We start from the raw sequence: 15,650 nt of genomic DNA on the forward strand, positions 1-15,650 counted from the left end.
ATCCATAAGAACCTTATCCTGCCCCGGGTTATATTCCTTGAGCATTGATCAAACCCACCTTTGAAATATAACCCCAGCACTGAAACCGGAAACCGGAAACCGGAAACCGGAAACCGGAAACCGGAAACCGGAAACCGGAAACCGGAAACCATAGTAAGCCTCGACAGTTTATCGACACATTAAAGCCAGAGAGCAGATAGGGCTCCCAAGACATATGAACTTCACAATCTAACTCTGCAACCCGCACCTAAATACCATTGAAACAACCCTTCCAAAACTCAATGCCCGCCCAAGTGTGTTGGGGCAGATCGCTTAACCAACCAAATTCATTAGGAATATTTGCCACTTCCTCAAACCTGGAGAATATTCAAATTTCCTCCAAACTACTGGCAAGGTTCCACATCATAAACAAAAGGCTTTAGGCGACCGTTGGAAGTGGCTAAAGTCTCATCACCTCCCCAGAACTTTAGCAAAAGACAACCCAGCGCTAGACTCTCCATGGTACCACCCTCAGGATCTTATCTGGAGCGACCCCCTGCTCGTTCAGACTCTTCACTTATCGTGCTTCGCCCTACCCCCTGGTTAATATCATGAAGGCAATCAATAGCCTCACCTCCACTGGTCAGATGGTCACTACCGACCTAGAAGGGGTTACCTCCCAGCTTGCTTCAAGGAAATTTAATAAGTTGATTAGCTCCCTGCTTCTATTAAGAGCAACCATGCTAGATGTGAAGTCTGATCAGATTGTCCCATTTAAGGATTGGTTTGAAGTCTGATTGCCGACGATTATTTGAGTACATTCAGTATTGCAGATGTATAGCCACCAAGGGAAAACCATTTTTGGTGTTTGGTAGCTTTGAGGAAATAAGCTAGTCCAATCCCCGTGATAGGCTTGGGCAAGCACTCAGCGCCCCCATTGGTTTTCCGGGCACAAGTTGGGGTACGGTCGTACTTAATTTCCTGTAAACGAAAGAACTTTCGGAACGGTTTTCCAATACAACCGGAGCCAATGTTTGCATCAACCGCCTCACCACAGCCCCCAACTAACAAGCAAGAACGGCACCTAAAGCCAAAAACTAAAGGTCGAGTGGTGGGTTTCATCAGGCAAACCTCAAGGTTAGTCAGGCTGATCATCAATGGTCACGTAAAAACAATCCCAACCAACCTCTTGGAACCGTGCCTTATGATTGCCAACTATACATTGATCGAGGATCCAGCTTTTGATACTCAGAGATGTAAAAGCTCGCCAGTTAAAGACAGGGACGGATAGAGCTTGGCAGCAACCTTCTGAGCCCAGAGACTATACTCCTTGCAGCGATAGATTCCCCATTGCCGAATAGTTAAGCCACCACATCTTCACAGTAAGTGCTCTGCCAACCTATTAACACCATTTAAGTACACGTAACACTATTTACTCTCAAATATAACGCAGAATTCCTATCTCGCCTGCTAATGACATAGATCTCTTGACAGGGTTTGCTGTAAAGTCCACAACAAACATCTCAATGCGCCAAACAATCTCCTGAGTAATCCCGCGTAAGCCACCTCAGCCCCTGAAGCATGTGGTCGCCTCGGCATACGCATTTGTTATTTGGCCCTAAGTTGCTTTGAGACCATAGAATGGGCGAAAATAGAGGCCTCAAACTGACTCTAGAGACATAAAGATACAGCCCAACACTCGGGCGAACTCTATAGTCACAAATGAACTGGGAAGGGTCGCCGATGCTCCTTAATCTTTGAGACGCCGGCTAAGTTTATAAAAAATATAGTGTACGTACATAGCGAGAGAATAGTGCCTAAAAAAGTTTCAATAGTTATTCCTATCTACAATAACTCAGAACATCTCCAAGACTGCCTCGATAGCATACTTAATCAGACAATATCAGACATCGAAATTATATGCATTGATGACAAATCCGAAGATGATAGCGTTGAAATTCTGGATGAATATGTAAGAAAGTATCCAGATATCATCACAGCTATTAAGCACGATAAAAATCTTTCTGCTTCTCAATGTAGAAAAGATGGCGTCCTCTCATCTTCAGGCGAATATATCATGTTTGTAGATGCAGATGATTATATTGAACCAACGGCATGTGAAATTGCTTACAACTCAATAACGGAAAATGATACTGATATTCTGCAATTTGGGACTTTTATTGAAAATTGCGGCAACTTACCGCAATCTAGAATAGACTCCAATCAGAGAATGGTGCGGCCATTTATCGAAGAAACTATTTCAAGCAACTTGATGCAGGAATGTTTTTTACAAAAGAAGTTCAGCATCAACCTGTGGAATAAGATTTATAATGGAGCCATTTGCCGTAAGGCCTTTTCAGAGATTTCAGATGGTTATTTCCCCAAAGCAAATGATCTATACGCATTTTTCTTTATTTTAAAATACGCGAATAGCTACTCTGGAATTGATGATAAGTTATATCATTATCGGTTTGGCCTTGGAATGACAGGTCAACCAACTATGAGCCTAGAAAACTTCAAACTGCACTGCCAATCGGTATTAGTGTTAAACAAAATCAGGGAAAGTATTGGTTCTGAAGACAGTGACATTATCGAGGCATACAATTCTATTCTCAATAAAATTGAGAGCAACCTTATTAATGAGCAAGTCGAAAGATGGTTTACTAATTTATCGCAAGATGAAAAACATTCCGGCCTTCGCGAGATGAATGCAGCTTGGGCAAGAGGATATGACTTTATAATAGCAGCTTTAGCGAAAAACAGGTGGTTTAATAGAAGCGAAATATCCTCATACTTTAAAAACTTTGCTGAACTTGAGCATATACCAAGAAAAATAGAGACCATTGCACTTTACTATCATTCCGTTCGGGGAGGAGGAGCCCAAAGAGTGGTTGCTCATTTGTGCAATCTATTTGCGGAAGCCAAAATCAACCAAAATTACAAGTATAATGTGGTGCTAGTCACCGACCAGCCGCAAACCAATGATGAATTCTATATCTCCCCGCGAGTGAACAGAGAAGTCATTCCTGACGTAAACTTAATCCCCAAAAAAGAAAACTATACCAAGCGCGCTAAAGCTTGGGTGAGTATTATTGATAAATACAATGTGGATATTGTACTTAACTCCGCTTGGTTGAGCTCTGCAAACCTTTGGGACACCTTAACCATCAAGTCTCACCCAAAGCGACCAGCTTACATCAACCATACACATAATTTTTTCGCTATGATTTACAGGGTAAGCAACAAACTCAGCGAAATACTTAACTCCTATTATATTTCAGATGGTGTAATCACACTAACCGAATATGATGAAATCATTTGGTCGAATTTTAATAAGAATACCTATCTCATCCTTAATCCAATTCAAAAACTTAACGATACATGCGCCAAATTTGTTTCGGATAGAAAAAGAATTCTTTGGTTATCTCGAATTTCGGATGAAAAAAAGCCTTTAGAAATCGTATCAATAATGGAGCACGTCGTAAAGGTTCATCCCGATGCAATTTGTAATATTGTTGGGGATGGTGATGAAAAAATTATAAACGACCTGAGAAGGGCAATATCTCAAAAAGGCCTAGACAGAAATATTAACATAGCTGGCTATAACAAAGACGTTGGCATGTACTATTCAAGCTCATCTGTCTTCTTGATGACCTCTGTTTATGAAGGTTTTGGGTTGACCTTATTTGAGAGTGCCAGCCTTGGACTGCCCACTGTAATGTACGACCTTCCATGGCTCGAATATTACAAAATACTAGAGGGGTGGGAGAGTGTCCCACAATTTGATTCAAAGAGAGCTGCCGAAAAAATTTGCAACCTGCTAAGTGACGAGGAACGCTGGACCCAAAATAGTACTTTATTGAAAAATAGCTTTGCAAAATACGAGAAGCTTAACTTGCTATCTAAATGGGAGACGCTATTTAGCAACCTACATAATGGCGTAACTCCTACAAGTAAATCCACACCCTTCAATAAAAACTTAATTGAGCAAATCTCACTCTTTCACACTCAAGCCATGTATAGAGAGACAAATAAAAGCAATATTGCTCATAAAGAAAAGTCAGAAATAAATGCAAAACTTCAGCAAGCTTACAAAGAGAAATCAGAAATAAATGCAAAACTTCAAAAGACATATGAAGAGAAATCTGAAATAAGTGCAAAACTTCAAAAGACATATGAAGAGAAATCTGAAATAAGTGCAAAACTTCAAATAACTTACAAAGAGAAAGCGGAGCGTGGCTTAAAAATCAAGGAGCTTGAACATGAACTACAAAAAAGTAAAGAAAATTCTTTTGTGAAAAGAAAGTTATTGAGTTATTTTTCTCGCACAGAAGCAGCTGAATAAACTGCTATAGGGAATATTCGCACATTTATTTTTGATGGCCTTTCCTCTCACATTTGTTGTGAGGGGAGGTTATGGGCGATACAACCAGCTCACAGTAATTGAGTAGCATCGTCTGCAATGAAGAGGCATGGATCAAAGGCTATCTTGCTGGAATGCTCTTTGTCCTCTATCTGTTTGTAAACGCTTTGAGTGCAGCCTCTCCGATAAACGCAGAAAATTTAAACTAGAAGTTTGTATATTCGCGGCCCACTAAAGGTATCGAACATTCCCGAAGAACAATTCGCAGCCACTTCAACCAAGGAGCCATTTCTTCCCCAATCACAGCATACCGCTAACAAGAGCCAAACAAGGCGGGGTGGCATGGGTATGATCTTTCCCAGCTTTAACTGACACCAAAGTCAAGCGGACGAGGTGCCCTATGCCTAAATACAACAAGCCTAGAAAGACTTGGCGGTATTCAAATGAACTCAAAGTGAAAGAGCTTAATAGAGAGCATTTAAGTTAAAGAAGCGGCCAAAGCACTCAACACTCACCCTTTCATACTGTCACGATAACGAAAAGAGTGTCAGGAAGGGAAAGTTGTGGCAGATAAACGAAAAAAGCTTACTGAGGTAGGAGCTAGAACAGAAAAGGAACCTTATAAAATAAAGCGTATATACGAATAGAACAACAGAGTTAACCCGAATCGAATACTATATGAAAAAGAGGGTCACAATCGTAATTAATATTACACACGAACAGAGGCGTAGAGTACAGAGGGCCCGAGCATCAAAAAGGGTTGAGTACCCAGTATAGTTTGCGTAGAGTGTAGTGGTCTAATCCTTCCGGACACTTCGCTAAGATGGTAAAACTACCAAGCGAGGTGAAGTATGACAACAAAAGGTACACGTCGGCATTTCAAGCCGGAATTTAAGAAAGACGCCGTAGCGCTAGTCTCTGAGCAAGGGTATTCAATTTCTAAAGCAGCAGAGGCTGTAGGAACAACAGCCAATAACCTGCGACGCTGGATAAAGGAACAGAAGCAGGAAGAAGACGGTGTGAGGTTGGATGTAGGCGAGCGCGCAGAATTAGAGCGATTACGACGTGAAAATAAGCAGTTGCGGATGGAGAAAGAAATCCTAAAAAAGGCCAGCGCCTTCTTTGCGAAAGAAATGAAATAAAGTACAGCTTTATTGAAAAACAGCAAGGCAGCTTTCCTGTTAGGGTGCTCTGCCGGGTAATGCAGGTAAGTAAGACTAGTTATTACGATTGGTGTTGCCGTGGTAATAGCTCAATAGATGCTCAAACATGGCAACTATGCCATCGTTTGAAGGCCCTATTTGCAGAATCTAGACAGAGTCTCGGAAGTCGTCGGTTAATGAAGCTGTTACGTAAAGAAGGCTTTGAAGTCGGGCGCTATCGAGTCCGCAAGCTCATGAAAAAGCTAGGCTTGGCAGTAAAGCGCAAGAAGCGATTTACACTGACGACAGACAGTAAACATCACCTGCCTGTCGCAGAGAACCTTCTGAATAGGGAGTTCTCACCGAGTGCTAAAAATCAAGTTTGGACGACTGATATTACATATATTTGGACTTCGCAGGGCTGGCTGTACTTGGCGGTAGTGATTGATCTCTATTCGCGCCGGATTGTTGGTTGGCATCTAGATCGCAAGATGGAAACGGCCCTGGTAACTCGTGCGTTGATGATGGCTGTCAATTTGCGTACGCCCCCAAAAGGTCTCCTGCATCACTCTGATCGTGGCAGTCAGTATGCCAGCCATACCTACCAAATGTTATTGAGTCAGCAGGGGATGGTGTGTTCAATGAGCCGTAAGGGAAATTGTTGGGACAACGCACCGACTGAACGTTTCTTCAGCAGCCTGAAGCGGGAGTGGTTAACGGGAAACCTCTATCCGACAAGGGAGGATGCGGTAGCAGATGTAAGAGCCTATATTGCTTATTACAACTCACGCAGAATACATACAACACTGGGAGATCTAGCCCCTATCGAATTTGAGGAATGTGCTTAAAGAAGTGTCCGGCTGGAGTTGACCACAACAATTGCGGCAAGCTGGAGCAGCATGATTATCAGTTGTACTTGAATATCAACGAGATAGAACATACCAAGACAAAAGCCAGGCACCCACAAACAAATGGTATCTGTGAGCGCTTCCATAAAACTATATTACAAGAGTTCTACCAGCCATCGTTACGACGAAAGATCTATGGATCAATAGAAGAGCTACAAAAGGATCTGGACGAATGGCTCGTATATTACAATAATGATCGAACTCATCAGGGTAAAAAGTGTTGTGGTCGCACACCGATGGTAACCCTTGAAGAGGGTAAAAGTATCTGGAAGGAGAAACTCGTAAACTGAATTTGACCTGACAGAGTACCTTCTGAAAAACCGGTAACTGTCAGATCAAGTCTGAACTACTACATTTTATCGGGCAAGATCATCATTTACTCCCGGCCCTTTTTCAGACACCCAACACTCCGTTTACCGCTCCTACAAAGTGCTTACCTATAGGTTCTTAAGTACTATTTACCTCCCTCCTTTTTAACACCTATACAAGCACGGGGCCCTACCAGAATGTTCTTATAGGTATCGACTGAGATATTCCCGCTCCGGTTTAGCCTTGCTGCTTTTCCATGTACGGCATATACACCTGCAGACAGTAGACCCAAATGCCGAAGTGCACACTCAAACCTCTTGTCGCTGCGCTTCATATAGACATCTGACGATTTCAAGTATTTACTCGGCGCCGTGCCGTTGGTCACTTGATCACCAATAAAGATCTTCACAATACCTGGGCGCTGACACTGAATTCTTCACCAGTACAGAATTCAGTGTCAGCTTCGCTGGAGTTGTAAAGATGCATCCAATTGCTGCGTGCTCTTCTCCACGTATACGAAAGGTCGCATTATTTAGGGCAACCGAGCTGGTGTAAGGTAACTTCTTTCTTATTTCAGCAGATACCCAATCAAACTTTGAGACATCGAGCTTTACATTAACGTCCATCATTCCCACCCTGCTGCTCTTACGGCTTCTTGCGATACCGATCAACCATCAAGCCCGCCGTAACTATCAGTACTCCAACATGACCTAACCAGTTATCCACGAGCCAACCAGCGAGAGTTTCAACATCAATGGCAGTCGTGTAGCCAGCCTTATCCGCTATTCCTCTCAAAAATTACTAAACTGTAATGACTGCTTCCAGGCGATCACCACCTTCTTAACACTGCGCCTCACGATATAGCCACCGAAGCCGGTTCTTACGATTTCCAGTAATGCGAGCGTCTGGTCCTCACTGAGGTTTGGGGCAGCCCACCCCAACCAGTGAATTACAATCAGCCCAACGAATATGAGTATTATTACTGGCCGCCAATTTCTCTGCAGCCATGATTCTCCTGAAGCCTCTGAAGTAATTTGCCTTAAGCTCTTCCTGATCCATCACAATCAGCTGTGAATCTATCTGCGTCTTGAGTCGGTTGACCTCAATCTTGCTTGGAAAGGCTTTGCCTAGTAAATTTGATATGACTAAAATCATTAGTAGCTTCAGACAGTTGGGCGTATACGCCTGCCTGGGATTGAGTCATAGTCAGCCAAATGTATAAACCACTTTTTGATCGCCCCCCTTTTGCTTCACTCCTATCCCAGTGAAGCCCTCCTCTAAGGCAGTATTCAGAACTTTATGCGCCCAACTCAAAGCCACTGAAATATCAACAACCTGTCCAGTGGCATGGATTACGGTGACCTATAGCCGGGCGTTATGATCACGACAGTGATAACTGGAAATAATAATTATCGGATTACCATAAAGCTCTCTGACTTTAATCAAGCACCTAAAAGTTTCATCTTTAAAATAATTTTTTTTGCAACAGCGACGAGACAACCCCGCTTCAGTGAAATAATCGCTATCAAATATGAGGGCACCAGAAACAAAAAAACCCGCACAAGGTGGGTTAATTTTTATGAAATAAGTATCGCTACAGAGCAACTTTCTAAGATTTCTTAACTGATTTTAACATACAGCACACCTTAAATCTTAAATCAAAATTAAGGTTGCACTTAGAACTCATAAGCTTCTCTCAACATATCTTCAAGATATACGTGATGAGTTTCAAATTCCATACCTTGCGCGTCTTTCACTTTAATGCGTATGGCTGTTTCATCACCATCAGGACTAGGTGTTGTTGAAGCTTCTAGCTTATATGCTTCATAAAACTTTGATTCATCACCGAAAGGTGCGTGAAAATGGTAAACTTCTTTCCCCTCACCAAACCACAGCAACTCGACCACAAATACCATATCGCCACTGATTGAATTTGGATCAAGGATTGGGTTATCTCTTAAAGATAATTCAACCGGATTACCGTCAACTGTGAACGATGCGACATCAACAACCTTGCTTGGAGTCACATCAATCAGCTGTCCATGAACAGTAAATAGTCTCTGGTCAAAATTTAGTGAGCGCTCTTCCCCAATAAAATTATTGGCCTCAGAGACATAACCCTCAATGTTGATCATTGTATTATTTGAGCTTTCTAAGTCCAGGCCATCTACTACAATATCAAGCTGACGATATACCCAAACACCATCGACGATCGCTTCATGCCTCCAACCTCCGTCATCCACCTGGAAATTACTTACTGACAAACTGGGTGCATTAGGAAAGTTAATTTCCAACGAAGTAAGTATAGCGGGGGACCATTGATCCTCTTGATCGACAGTCAAAATTACAGAGCTAGCACCTTCTAAATCTAGACCTGGGTACTGTATTTCGCCACCAAATGAACCTAGATCTTGAAGTTCGTATTGGAACGTTTTAGCCTGCGCGCCGAAGGCCAATAAGGCCACAGAAACAGCAACTGTCTTGACGGTATTCCTAAAAAGCATAAAAACTCACCAAAAAATGTATTAAATTAACTAGCGAAAGAAGAAGTGAAACTTACAGCGTACCTTAAACCAAGCAAATTATATTTAACTTAAGTTAACATCCTTTTCTGGTACGATCTTACAAATTAAAGAAACTCAAAATTTCACGGGTAATATCTTTCTCATTCACCCGAATTAATACAAACAGAACGTATAAAAACCCAGTACCTGATCACACTTTGTAAAACAGCCACTCAAAAAACACATATAGTGGGATTAAGACCTGAAAAAACTTACTAATGACAGTAAAGCTGATTGCCTTCTAGGCACAAAAAAACCGGCTCAGTGGCCGGTTTTTTTGTGAAAAGCAGAAAGATTGCATGGTAGGGAATCTATACCTACTCAGGTCGAAGCTGTCAACAGACGCCTTTAAGCTACCCCCCCTGTACTCTTGCACAATCTCAGATATGGACCCTAAAGCTCTTGCAGGTAAAGGGGGCTGGCCCCGCTGCAAACGTTTCCAAGTTCTTACCCCCCTATCCCAACGCTTTTTGTCACACCCTGAAATTGTCCGCGCATTGCCCAGATCTATTAATCGACCAACCACATTACGCAGTCCACATGTATTAATGCAAAATGGCGCCAACTGGCTAACCTTGTCTCACGGGTGCGGCTCTTCCCATTTGTCGAATTCACTCATCAAGTATTTCAGTATTGTCGCTCGCTCTTTGACTCCTAACATTCGCGCCGAGAATGCCGAGGAATATATGACAGAGAAGCATAGCTGTATGTAGATCGGGTGATGCACCTGCACACGGCAAAACCACCCAGGCAGGCCATGCTAACAGATTACCACCCCCCTCTCTTCTGCTTTTTAAGGCCTTCTAAATCAACCGAATATTACGGATAGCCTAATTAGGAGACCCATTATTAGCTGATGGTAAACAATATTTCTCTTTTAATATACTTGAACTAAGGAGCCTGCAAAAAAATAGGAACAATACTCTGCCCAAAATGATAATCACCCTGACCATCACTTTCCTCACCGGCCCCCCAACAAACAACACTACCGCTATCAATTACACAGGCATGAGTCATTCCTAGGGTTAGTGAAGAAATATTGTTAAGGTTTTGAGGTACTATTCCCTGCCCAAAGTGGGGCCAGTCATTTGTATCACTTGAACCCCCCCCCAACAAATCAGCTCACTATTCTCGAAAGCACAACTATTATAAAAGTAACCAATTTCGAATAAATCTGGAAGAATCACTGTATCAGGTACTTTATTTTGCCCATAGCCATCAACTGTTCCCCAGCAGTTCAAACCCATACTTCCAGTTGCGCAGGTTATTAATCTGCCCGCCCCAAAGCCAGTAATTGATGATAAGCCACTAGGTGTATCGCTTTGCTTCCAACGATTTGACCCCCAACACTGCAACCCTTCCTCATCAAGCGCACAAGTATGAAAGAACCCAGCTGAAATATCAGTAACTACGCCTAAACTATCCGGAACTCGACTTTGACCTACATCTACGCCGAAAGCATCGGTATTTGATCCCCAACAACTGACTTGGCCATTAGAAAGTGCGCAAGTGTGTTCATATCCTGCAACCAGCTTCAACACATTGAAAACTTCTTCAGGCGGAGATGCCTCTCCACTAAAATTACGCCCCCAACATGAAATGCCATTCTCATCAGCTGCACAGGTATGGTATTCGCCAGCGGCCAAGTGTGTAACATCACCGAGGTGCCCAGGAACGGTAGCCTGTCCGACATCATTCAGTCCCCAGCAATATATCGTCTCCTGCTCTAATGCACAGGTGTGAAAAGCACCGGCATCTATAATGGATGCCTCCCCGCTAAATGATTGCTCAACAGTAACTTCCACATCAAATGCTGGACTATCAATCTTCCCATTATTAAATATTATTTCAATCTTATAAGTGCCAGCATCTTTATAGTCGGGCTCCAATACTAGGTCTATCGCTCCACTTTCTGACTGTAAAATTGCGCCAAATTTGGGTACCTTTGATGATGTAACCGATACTAAACTTCCAACCCCAGCCGAAAGAAGCTCATGAGTAGTTTTTGCACCTTCGGATACAACTATTTCTTCAGGAAAAGTTATTTCAGGAGCAAAGATAGCCTGTCTTACAATTACATAAAACGTGACTTTCTGCTTCCTGAACCCATCGGTCAATTCAAAATCAACAACATAGGTTCCAGCAGAGCCTAACTCTGGAGCCAGCTCAATGGCCAAATCATTAGACTCACCAATAAATATATTCGCAAAATCAGGAGCAGCTAGGTTATCTATATGAACTTCATTTGTGCCAATGCGATTGACTGGAAATCTCAAGATTTCGCTACCAGCTTCCTCAATTGAAATATCATTCAGGCTATCAATTAGCCCCGTCGAGTCACCATTTACCACCCGGACTGAAAAGGAAGTATTTGTGACACCTTTACCGTCAGAAATGTCAATACTCAAATGGTATTCACCCTCATCACCAGCTTCTGCTGCAAAGTTCAATGATAGCTTTCCGTTATTATTATCACTTGCAGAAATGAACTGAGGCAGATCTTCAACACTGAAAGATAAAGAGTCACCATCTGAATCTTTAGCAACTACCTGTAAGGTTAGATTGACACCAACTTCCAAAGTAAAATCTTGAATTCGATTTGACACTACTGGAACTCGGTTTTCCTTTTCAGCTTCTTCAGTACTTGATGGCTCCTCCTTACTTGCTCCTCCATCCTTACATGCTTGCAGGGTAAAACAAAAAATCAACAATAAAACGAAAAAATAATGACTCGTGTACTTCACAATATAATATCTTTGTGTCACAAATTTTGTTGTACATCATTTATGTACAATACTTAGTTAGAGTTTATTATCCTCCAAAATTGCCGCCAGGCTTTTTAGATTTAAAGCGCTGAAGATAATTTCAGAAGTTCAAGAAGACAGAAATTTAAGAGGATAGAGATCCCCATTCGACAACCCCAAAAACAGGACTGTATTGGTTCTAAATATTGACGAAGCTAAACTTTCCGTCCGCATCAGACTTATATGAATAAACAGGCGGAAAAAAGAAAAATACTTATCAAGTTATTTACGGGGCCCCTTAGAAAGAGAACCCATACTACCACTGATAAGCAAACTTTATACTCGCACCGGTAGTATGCTCATCAAAATACGGCCTATCGCCTGATCTGGTTCCCGCATGAACAGCGGCACCAAGAACAAGTGAGGATTCAGAAAACCCTGAGAAGTAATAATTGTAAAGCAAAGCAATCCCGTTATAGCGCGCTGCTTCATTTCTACTGTAGTGAACCTCTACAAGCCCCAGGAAAGCTCCTAAAGAATGGCTATCGGAAGCTACAAGTCGCTCCCAACCCAATCCGTAACCCGTGACTGAACCAGCCTCATCGGAGAAGCCCTTCCAACCCAAAGAGCCGAAGTACTTATCTTTACCGCGGTTAATCGAATACTTTGCTCCTAACCCAGCATGATCCACACCCACCCCTAATGAGAAATTTGAGTCCCCAGCCGCAGAGGCGAAAGCAGAACAAGTTAGGAAAAATACGGACAGCAGATACTTCATTACAGCTCCAAGCTACTTCTTAGTGATTTCAACAGGAGGGAGGGGGAATCTTTACCGCCAGATGGACATGACTCACGATCTGCCAAAATTAAACCTCAACATAGATTGAGGCCAAAATTGGCACCATGAATTGGCACCACGAATTGGCACCACGAATTGGCACCACGAATTGGCACCACGAATTGGCACCACGAATTGGCACCACGAATTGGCACCACGAATTGGCACCACGAATTGGCACCACGAATTGGCACCACGAATTGGCACCACGAATTGGCACCACGAATTGGCACCACGAATTGGCACCACGAATTGGCACCACGAATTGGCACCACGAATTGGCACCACGAATTGGCACCACGAATTGGCACCACGAATTGGCACCACGAATTGGCACCACGAATTGGCACCACGAATTGGCACCACGAATTGGCACCACGAATTGGCACCACGAATTGGCACCACGAATTGGCACCACGAATTGGCACCACGAATTGGCACCACGAATTGGCACCACGAATTGGCACCACGAATTGGCACCACGGGGCCTAAAACTCAAAAACCCCGCACTCGGCGGGGTTTTAAGTCCTTGATAAACAAGGAAGAATCTGGGGTGGCCGACGGGGATCGAACCCGCGACCTCAGGAGCCACAATCCTGTGCTCTACCAACTGAGCTACGGCCACCATAAAAGTGATATACTTCAGCACCTTGTGGCAGTACTGATTGCCGGATACCTCTTGCAGCCAATCTGGCTTCAGACTAAGTCCTTTTTGCCAAACCAGCACCATCTTGTGAAGATGGCACGCCCGGCAGGACTCGAACCTGCGACCATCCGCTTAGAAGGCGGATGCTCTATCCAGCTGAGCTACGGGCGCAAGGTGAACCCGGAAAATTGGTCGGGGCAGAGGGATTCGAACCCCCGACATCCTGCTCCCAAAGCAGGCGCGCTACCAGACTGCGCTATGCCCCGTTTTTCCAATCATTCGCACCTCTTTGACCCTGTTAACCGCCCCGTAGGTGGTTGTGTAAGTCGCTGTAGCTGCGAAGTGCGTGCATAGTAATGATACCCCCGGCCCATGTCAACGCTTCTAAGCTATTATTTTTAAAGAAGTTTATCCTTTTGCCTATCTGGGCCCAGAAGTGGCGAAATTATTTCCAACCTGTGCGAAAATGGCGCACTTCGCGAATCCGACCGGATAAAAAGTAAGCGTTTTTAAAAATCGCCTGCTTCCGCCCTTCTATATAAAGTAGGTGCTGAAGCAGATTCCGGTCTATTAGCCATCGATTTTTTACTGTTAGAGATAGTATCTATGTCTGCACTGGTTCTGGACGGCAAGGCCCTGGCACAGAAAACTGAAGAGGAACTCTCGGCTCGGGTAGCCGTACTAAAGGAAAAGAGTGGTGGCCAAACGCCAATCCTGGCGACCATTCTGGTAGGTGATGACCCCGCCTCCGCCACTTACGTAAAGATGAAGGGCAATGCCTGCCGCCGAATCGGCATGGACTCCCTCCAGGTGGAACTGCCCTCCTCCACCACCACTGAGCAGCTGCTCGCCAAGATCGAAGAACTCAACTCCAACCCCAACGTCCACGGCATTTTACTCCAGCACCCGGTACCGGCGCAGATCGATGAGCGCGCTTGTTTTGATGCGATCAGCCTGGAAAAAGATGTAGACGGTGTAACCTGCCTGGGCTTTGGCCGTATGGCAATGGGAGAAGAGGCTTACGGCTGCGCGACTCCTAAAGGAATTATGCGCCTGTTGGAGGCCTACAATATTGAATTGGAAGGCAAGCACGCTGTGGTTGTGGGTCGCAGCCCCATTTTGGGTAAGCCGATGGCGGCCATGTTGTTGAATGCCAATGCCACCGTGACTATCTGCCACTCCCGCACCCAAGACCTGGCCGAGCATATCCGCCGCGCCGATATCGTAGTGGGCGCCGTGGGCAAGCCTGAGTTTATCAAGGCCGAATGGATTAAGGATGGCGCTGTGGTTGTGGATGCCGGTTACCACCCCGGCGGTGTCGGCGATATCGAGCTGGGCCCACTGACCGAACGCGCTGCAGCTTACACCCCGGTACCCGGTGGCGTTGGTCCCATGACCATCAATACCCTGATCTATCAATCTGTCGATTCCGGTGAACGTAAAATTGGCTAACCTGATTCGTCTGGATAAAGCGGTCAGCCAGGTCACCGACCTCTCCCGCACTGATGTAAAGCGCGCCGCCTGGGCGGGGCGCATTACCGTCAATGGTGAGGTGGTCACCAATGCGGCCACCAAAATACAAGTCAGTGATGAGTTGTGCCTGGATGATGAGCCCCTGCACGAGGCGGGGCCCCGCTACATTATGTTGAACAAGCCCCTGGGCTATGTCAGTGCCACCAAAGATGGCGAGCACCCCACGGTGCTGGACCTGATTGATGAGCCTAACAAGGAAAAGTTACATATTGCCGGGCGCCTGGATATTGATACCACCGGCCTGGTGCTGCTTACCGATGACGGCCAGTGGTCCCACAAAGTGACCTCCCCCAACCACCATTGCGACAAGACCTACTACGCTCTGTTGGCCGAGAAAATTGAGGAAGATGCCGTGGCCAAGCTTGCCAAGGGTGTCTGGCTCAATAACGAAAAGAAGAGAACCAAGCCCGCCAAGCTGGAGATCCTCTTTGCCAACGAAGTGCGCATCACCATCGGTGAAGGGCGCTATCATCAGGTGAAGCGTATGTTTGCGGCCCTGGGCAACAAGGTATTGGAGTTGCACCGGGAAAAGATCGGCGAAATCATCTTGGATGAAGAACTTCAGGAAGGTGATTACCGCCTCCTGACCCCTGAAGAAATTGCCTCTATCAATTAAAAAAAGAT

The 15,650-nt window shown here is 44.5% G+C and carries 10 protein-coding genes, 3 tRNA genes and 1 pseudogene; 6 read left to right on the forward strand and 8 right to left on the reverse strand.

All coding sequences use genetic code 11. From position 1 onward, the window contains the following. Positions 1-590: 590 nt before the first annotated feature. The 4 genes and pseudogenes from ACJJIZ_RS16520 to ACJJIZ_RS16535 form a co-directional block, all read left to right on the forward strand. A complete protein-coding gene (locus tag ACJJIZ_RS16520; protein ID WP_444914158.1) occupies positions 591-776 on the forward strand; it encodes a hypothetical protein in 186 nt (61 codons plus the stop codon). A 1,016-nt stretch (positions 777-1,792) separates the two neighbouring features. After that, the gene (locus ACJJIZ_RS16525; protein ID WP_444914159.1) at positions 1,793-4,324 is read left to right on the forward strand and encodes a glycosyltransferase; all 2,532 of its coding nucleotides are present in this window, start codon (positions 1,793-1,795) and stop codon (positions 4,322-4,324) included. 869 nt (positions 4,325-5,193) lie between these two features. Continuing rightward, a protein-coding gene (locus tag ACJJIZ_RS16530) for an IS3 family transposase (RefSeq protein ID WP_444905442.1) occupies positions 5,194-6,332 on the forward strand; the annotation gives its coding sequence in 2 pieces (ribosomal slippage) (positions 5,194-5,443 and positions 5,443-6,332; 1,140 coding nt in all). Between the two features lie 32 nt (positions 6,333-6,364). Further along, a pseudogene (locus ACJJIZ_RS16535) lies at positions 6,365-6,682 on the forward strand (integrase core domain-containing protein); the annotation flags it as partial. A 408-nt stretch (positions 6,683-7,090) separates the two neighbouring features. Here the strand turns inward: ACJJIZ_RS16535 and ACJJIZ_RS16540 are convergent. The 8 genes from ACJJIZ_RS16540 to ACJJIZ_RS16575 form a co-directional block, all read right to left on the reverse strand. Next, positions 7,091-7,330 (reverse strand): hypothetical protein, encoded by a 240-nt coding sequence (locus ACJJIZ_RS16540; protein WP_444914160.1) that lies wholly within the window; start codon positions 7,328-7,330, stop codon positions 7,091-7,093. A gap of 733 nt (positions 7,331-8,063) precedes the next feature. Next, positions 8,064-8,306 (reverse strand): D-Ala-D-Ala carboxypeptidase family metallohydrolase, encoded by a 243-nt coding sequence (locus ACJJIZ_RS16545; RefSeq protein WP_444914161.1) that lies wholly within the window; start codon positions 8,304-8,306, stop codon positions 8,064-8,066. Positions 8,307-8,377: 71 nt separating this feature from the next. Further along, on the reverse strand, positions 8,378-9,205 hold the full coding sequence (locus ACJJIZ_RS16550; RefSeq protein WP_444914162.1) for a hypothetical protein: 828 nt from the start codon (positions 9,203-9,205) through the stop codon (positions 8,378-8,380). Positions 9,206-10,323: 1,118 nt separating this feature from the next. Then, on the reverse strand, positions 10,324-12,009 hold the full coding sequence (locus tag ACJJIZ_RS16555) for an RCC1 domain-containing protein (RefSeq protein ID WP_444914163.1): 1,686 nt from the start codon (positions 12,007-12,009) through the stop codon (positions 10,324-10,326). A gap of 316 nt (positions 12,010-12,325) precedes the next feature. Beyond that, positions 12,326-12,787: a hypothetical protein gene (locus tag ACJJIZ_RS16560; RefSeq protein ID WP_444914164.1), complete on the reverse strand. Its 462-nt coding sequence runs from the start codon at positions 12,785-12,787 to the stop codon at positions 12,326-12,328. A gap of 609 nt (positions 12,788-13,396) precedes the next feature. Further along, a tRNA-His gene (locus ACJJIZ_RS16565) sits at positions 13,397-13,472 on the reverse strand. A 115-nt stretch (positions 13,473-13,587) separates the two neighbouring features. Beyond that, positions 13,588-13,664 (reverse strand) — tRNA-Arg (locus tag ACJJIZ_RS16570). Between the two features lie 18 nt (positions 13,665-13,682). After that, a tRNA-Pro gene (locus tag ACJJIZ_RS16575) sits at positions 13,683-13,759 on the reverse strand. 340 nt (positions 13,760-14,099) lie between these two features. On the opposite strand from ACJJIZ_RS16575, the gene folD reads away from it, so the two are divergent. Together folD and rsuA are read left to right on the forward strand one after the other, a co-directional pair. Then, the gene (gene folD / locus ACJJIZ_RS16580) at positions 14,100-14,945 is read left to right on the forward strand and encodes a bifunctional methylenetetrahydrofolate dehydrogenase/methenyltetrahydrofolate cyclohydrolase FolD (RefSeq protein ID WP_282932201.1); all 846 of its coding nucleotides are present in this window, start codon (positions 14,100-14,102) and stop codon (positions 14,943-14,945) included. Further along, positions 14,926-15,642 carry a 16S rRNA pseudouridine(516) synthase RsuA gene (gene rsuA / locus ACJJIZ_RS16585; protein ID WP_444914165.1) on the forward strand — a complete coding sequence of 239 codons (717 nt, stop codon included), beginning with the start codon at positions 14,926-14,928 and terminating at the stop codon, positions 15,640-15,642. The genes folD and rsuA overlap by 20 nt, the downstream gene beginning before the upstream one ends. The last annotated feature ends 8 nt before the right edge of the window (positions 15,643-15,650 follow it).

This window comes from Microbulbifer maximicatervae (SeqCode) (assembly GCF_052467225.1).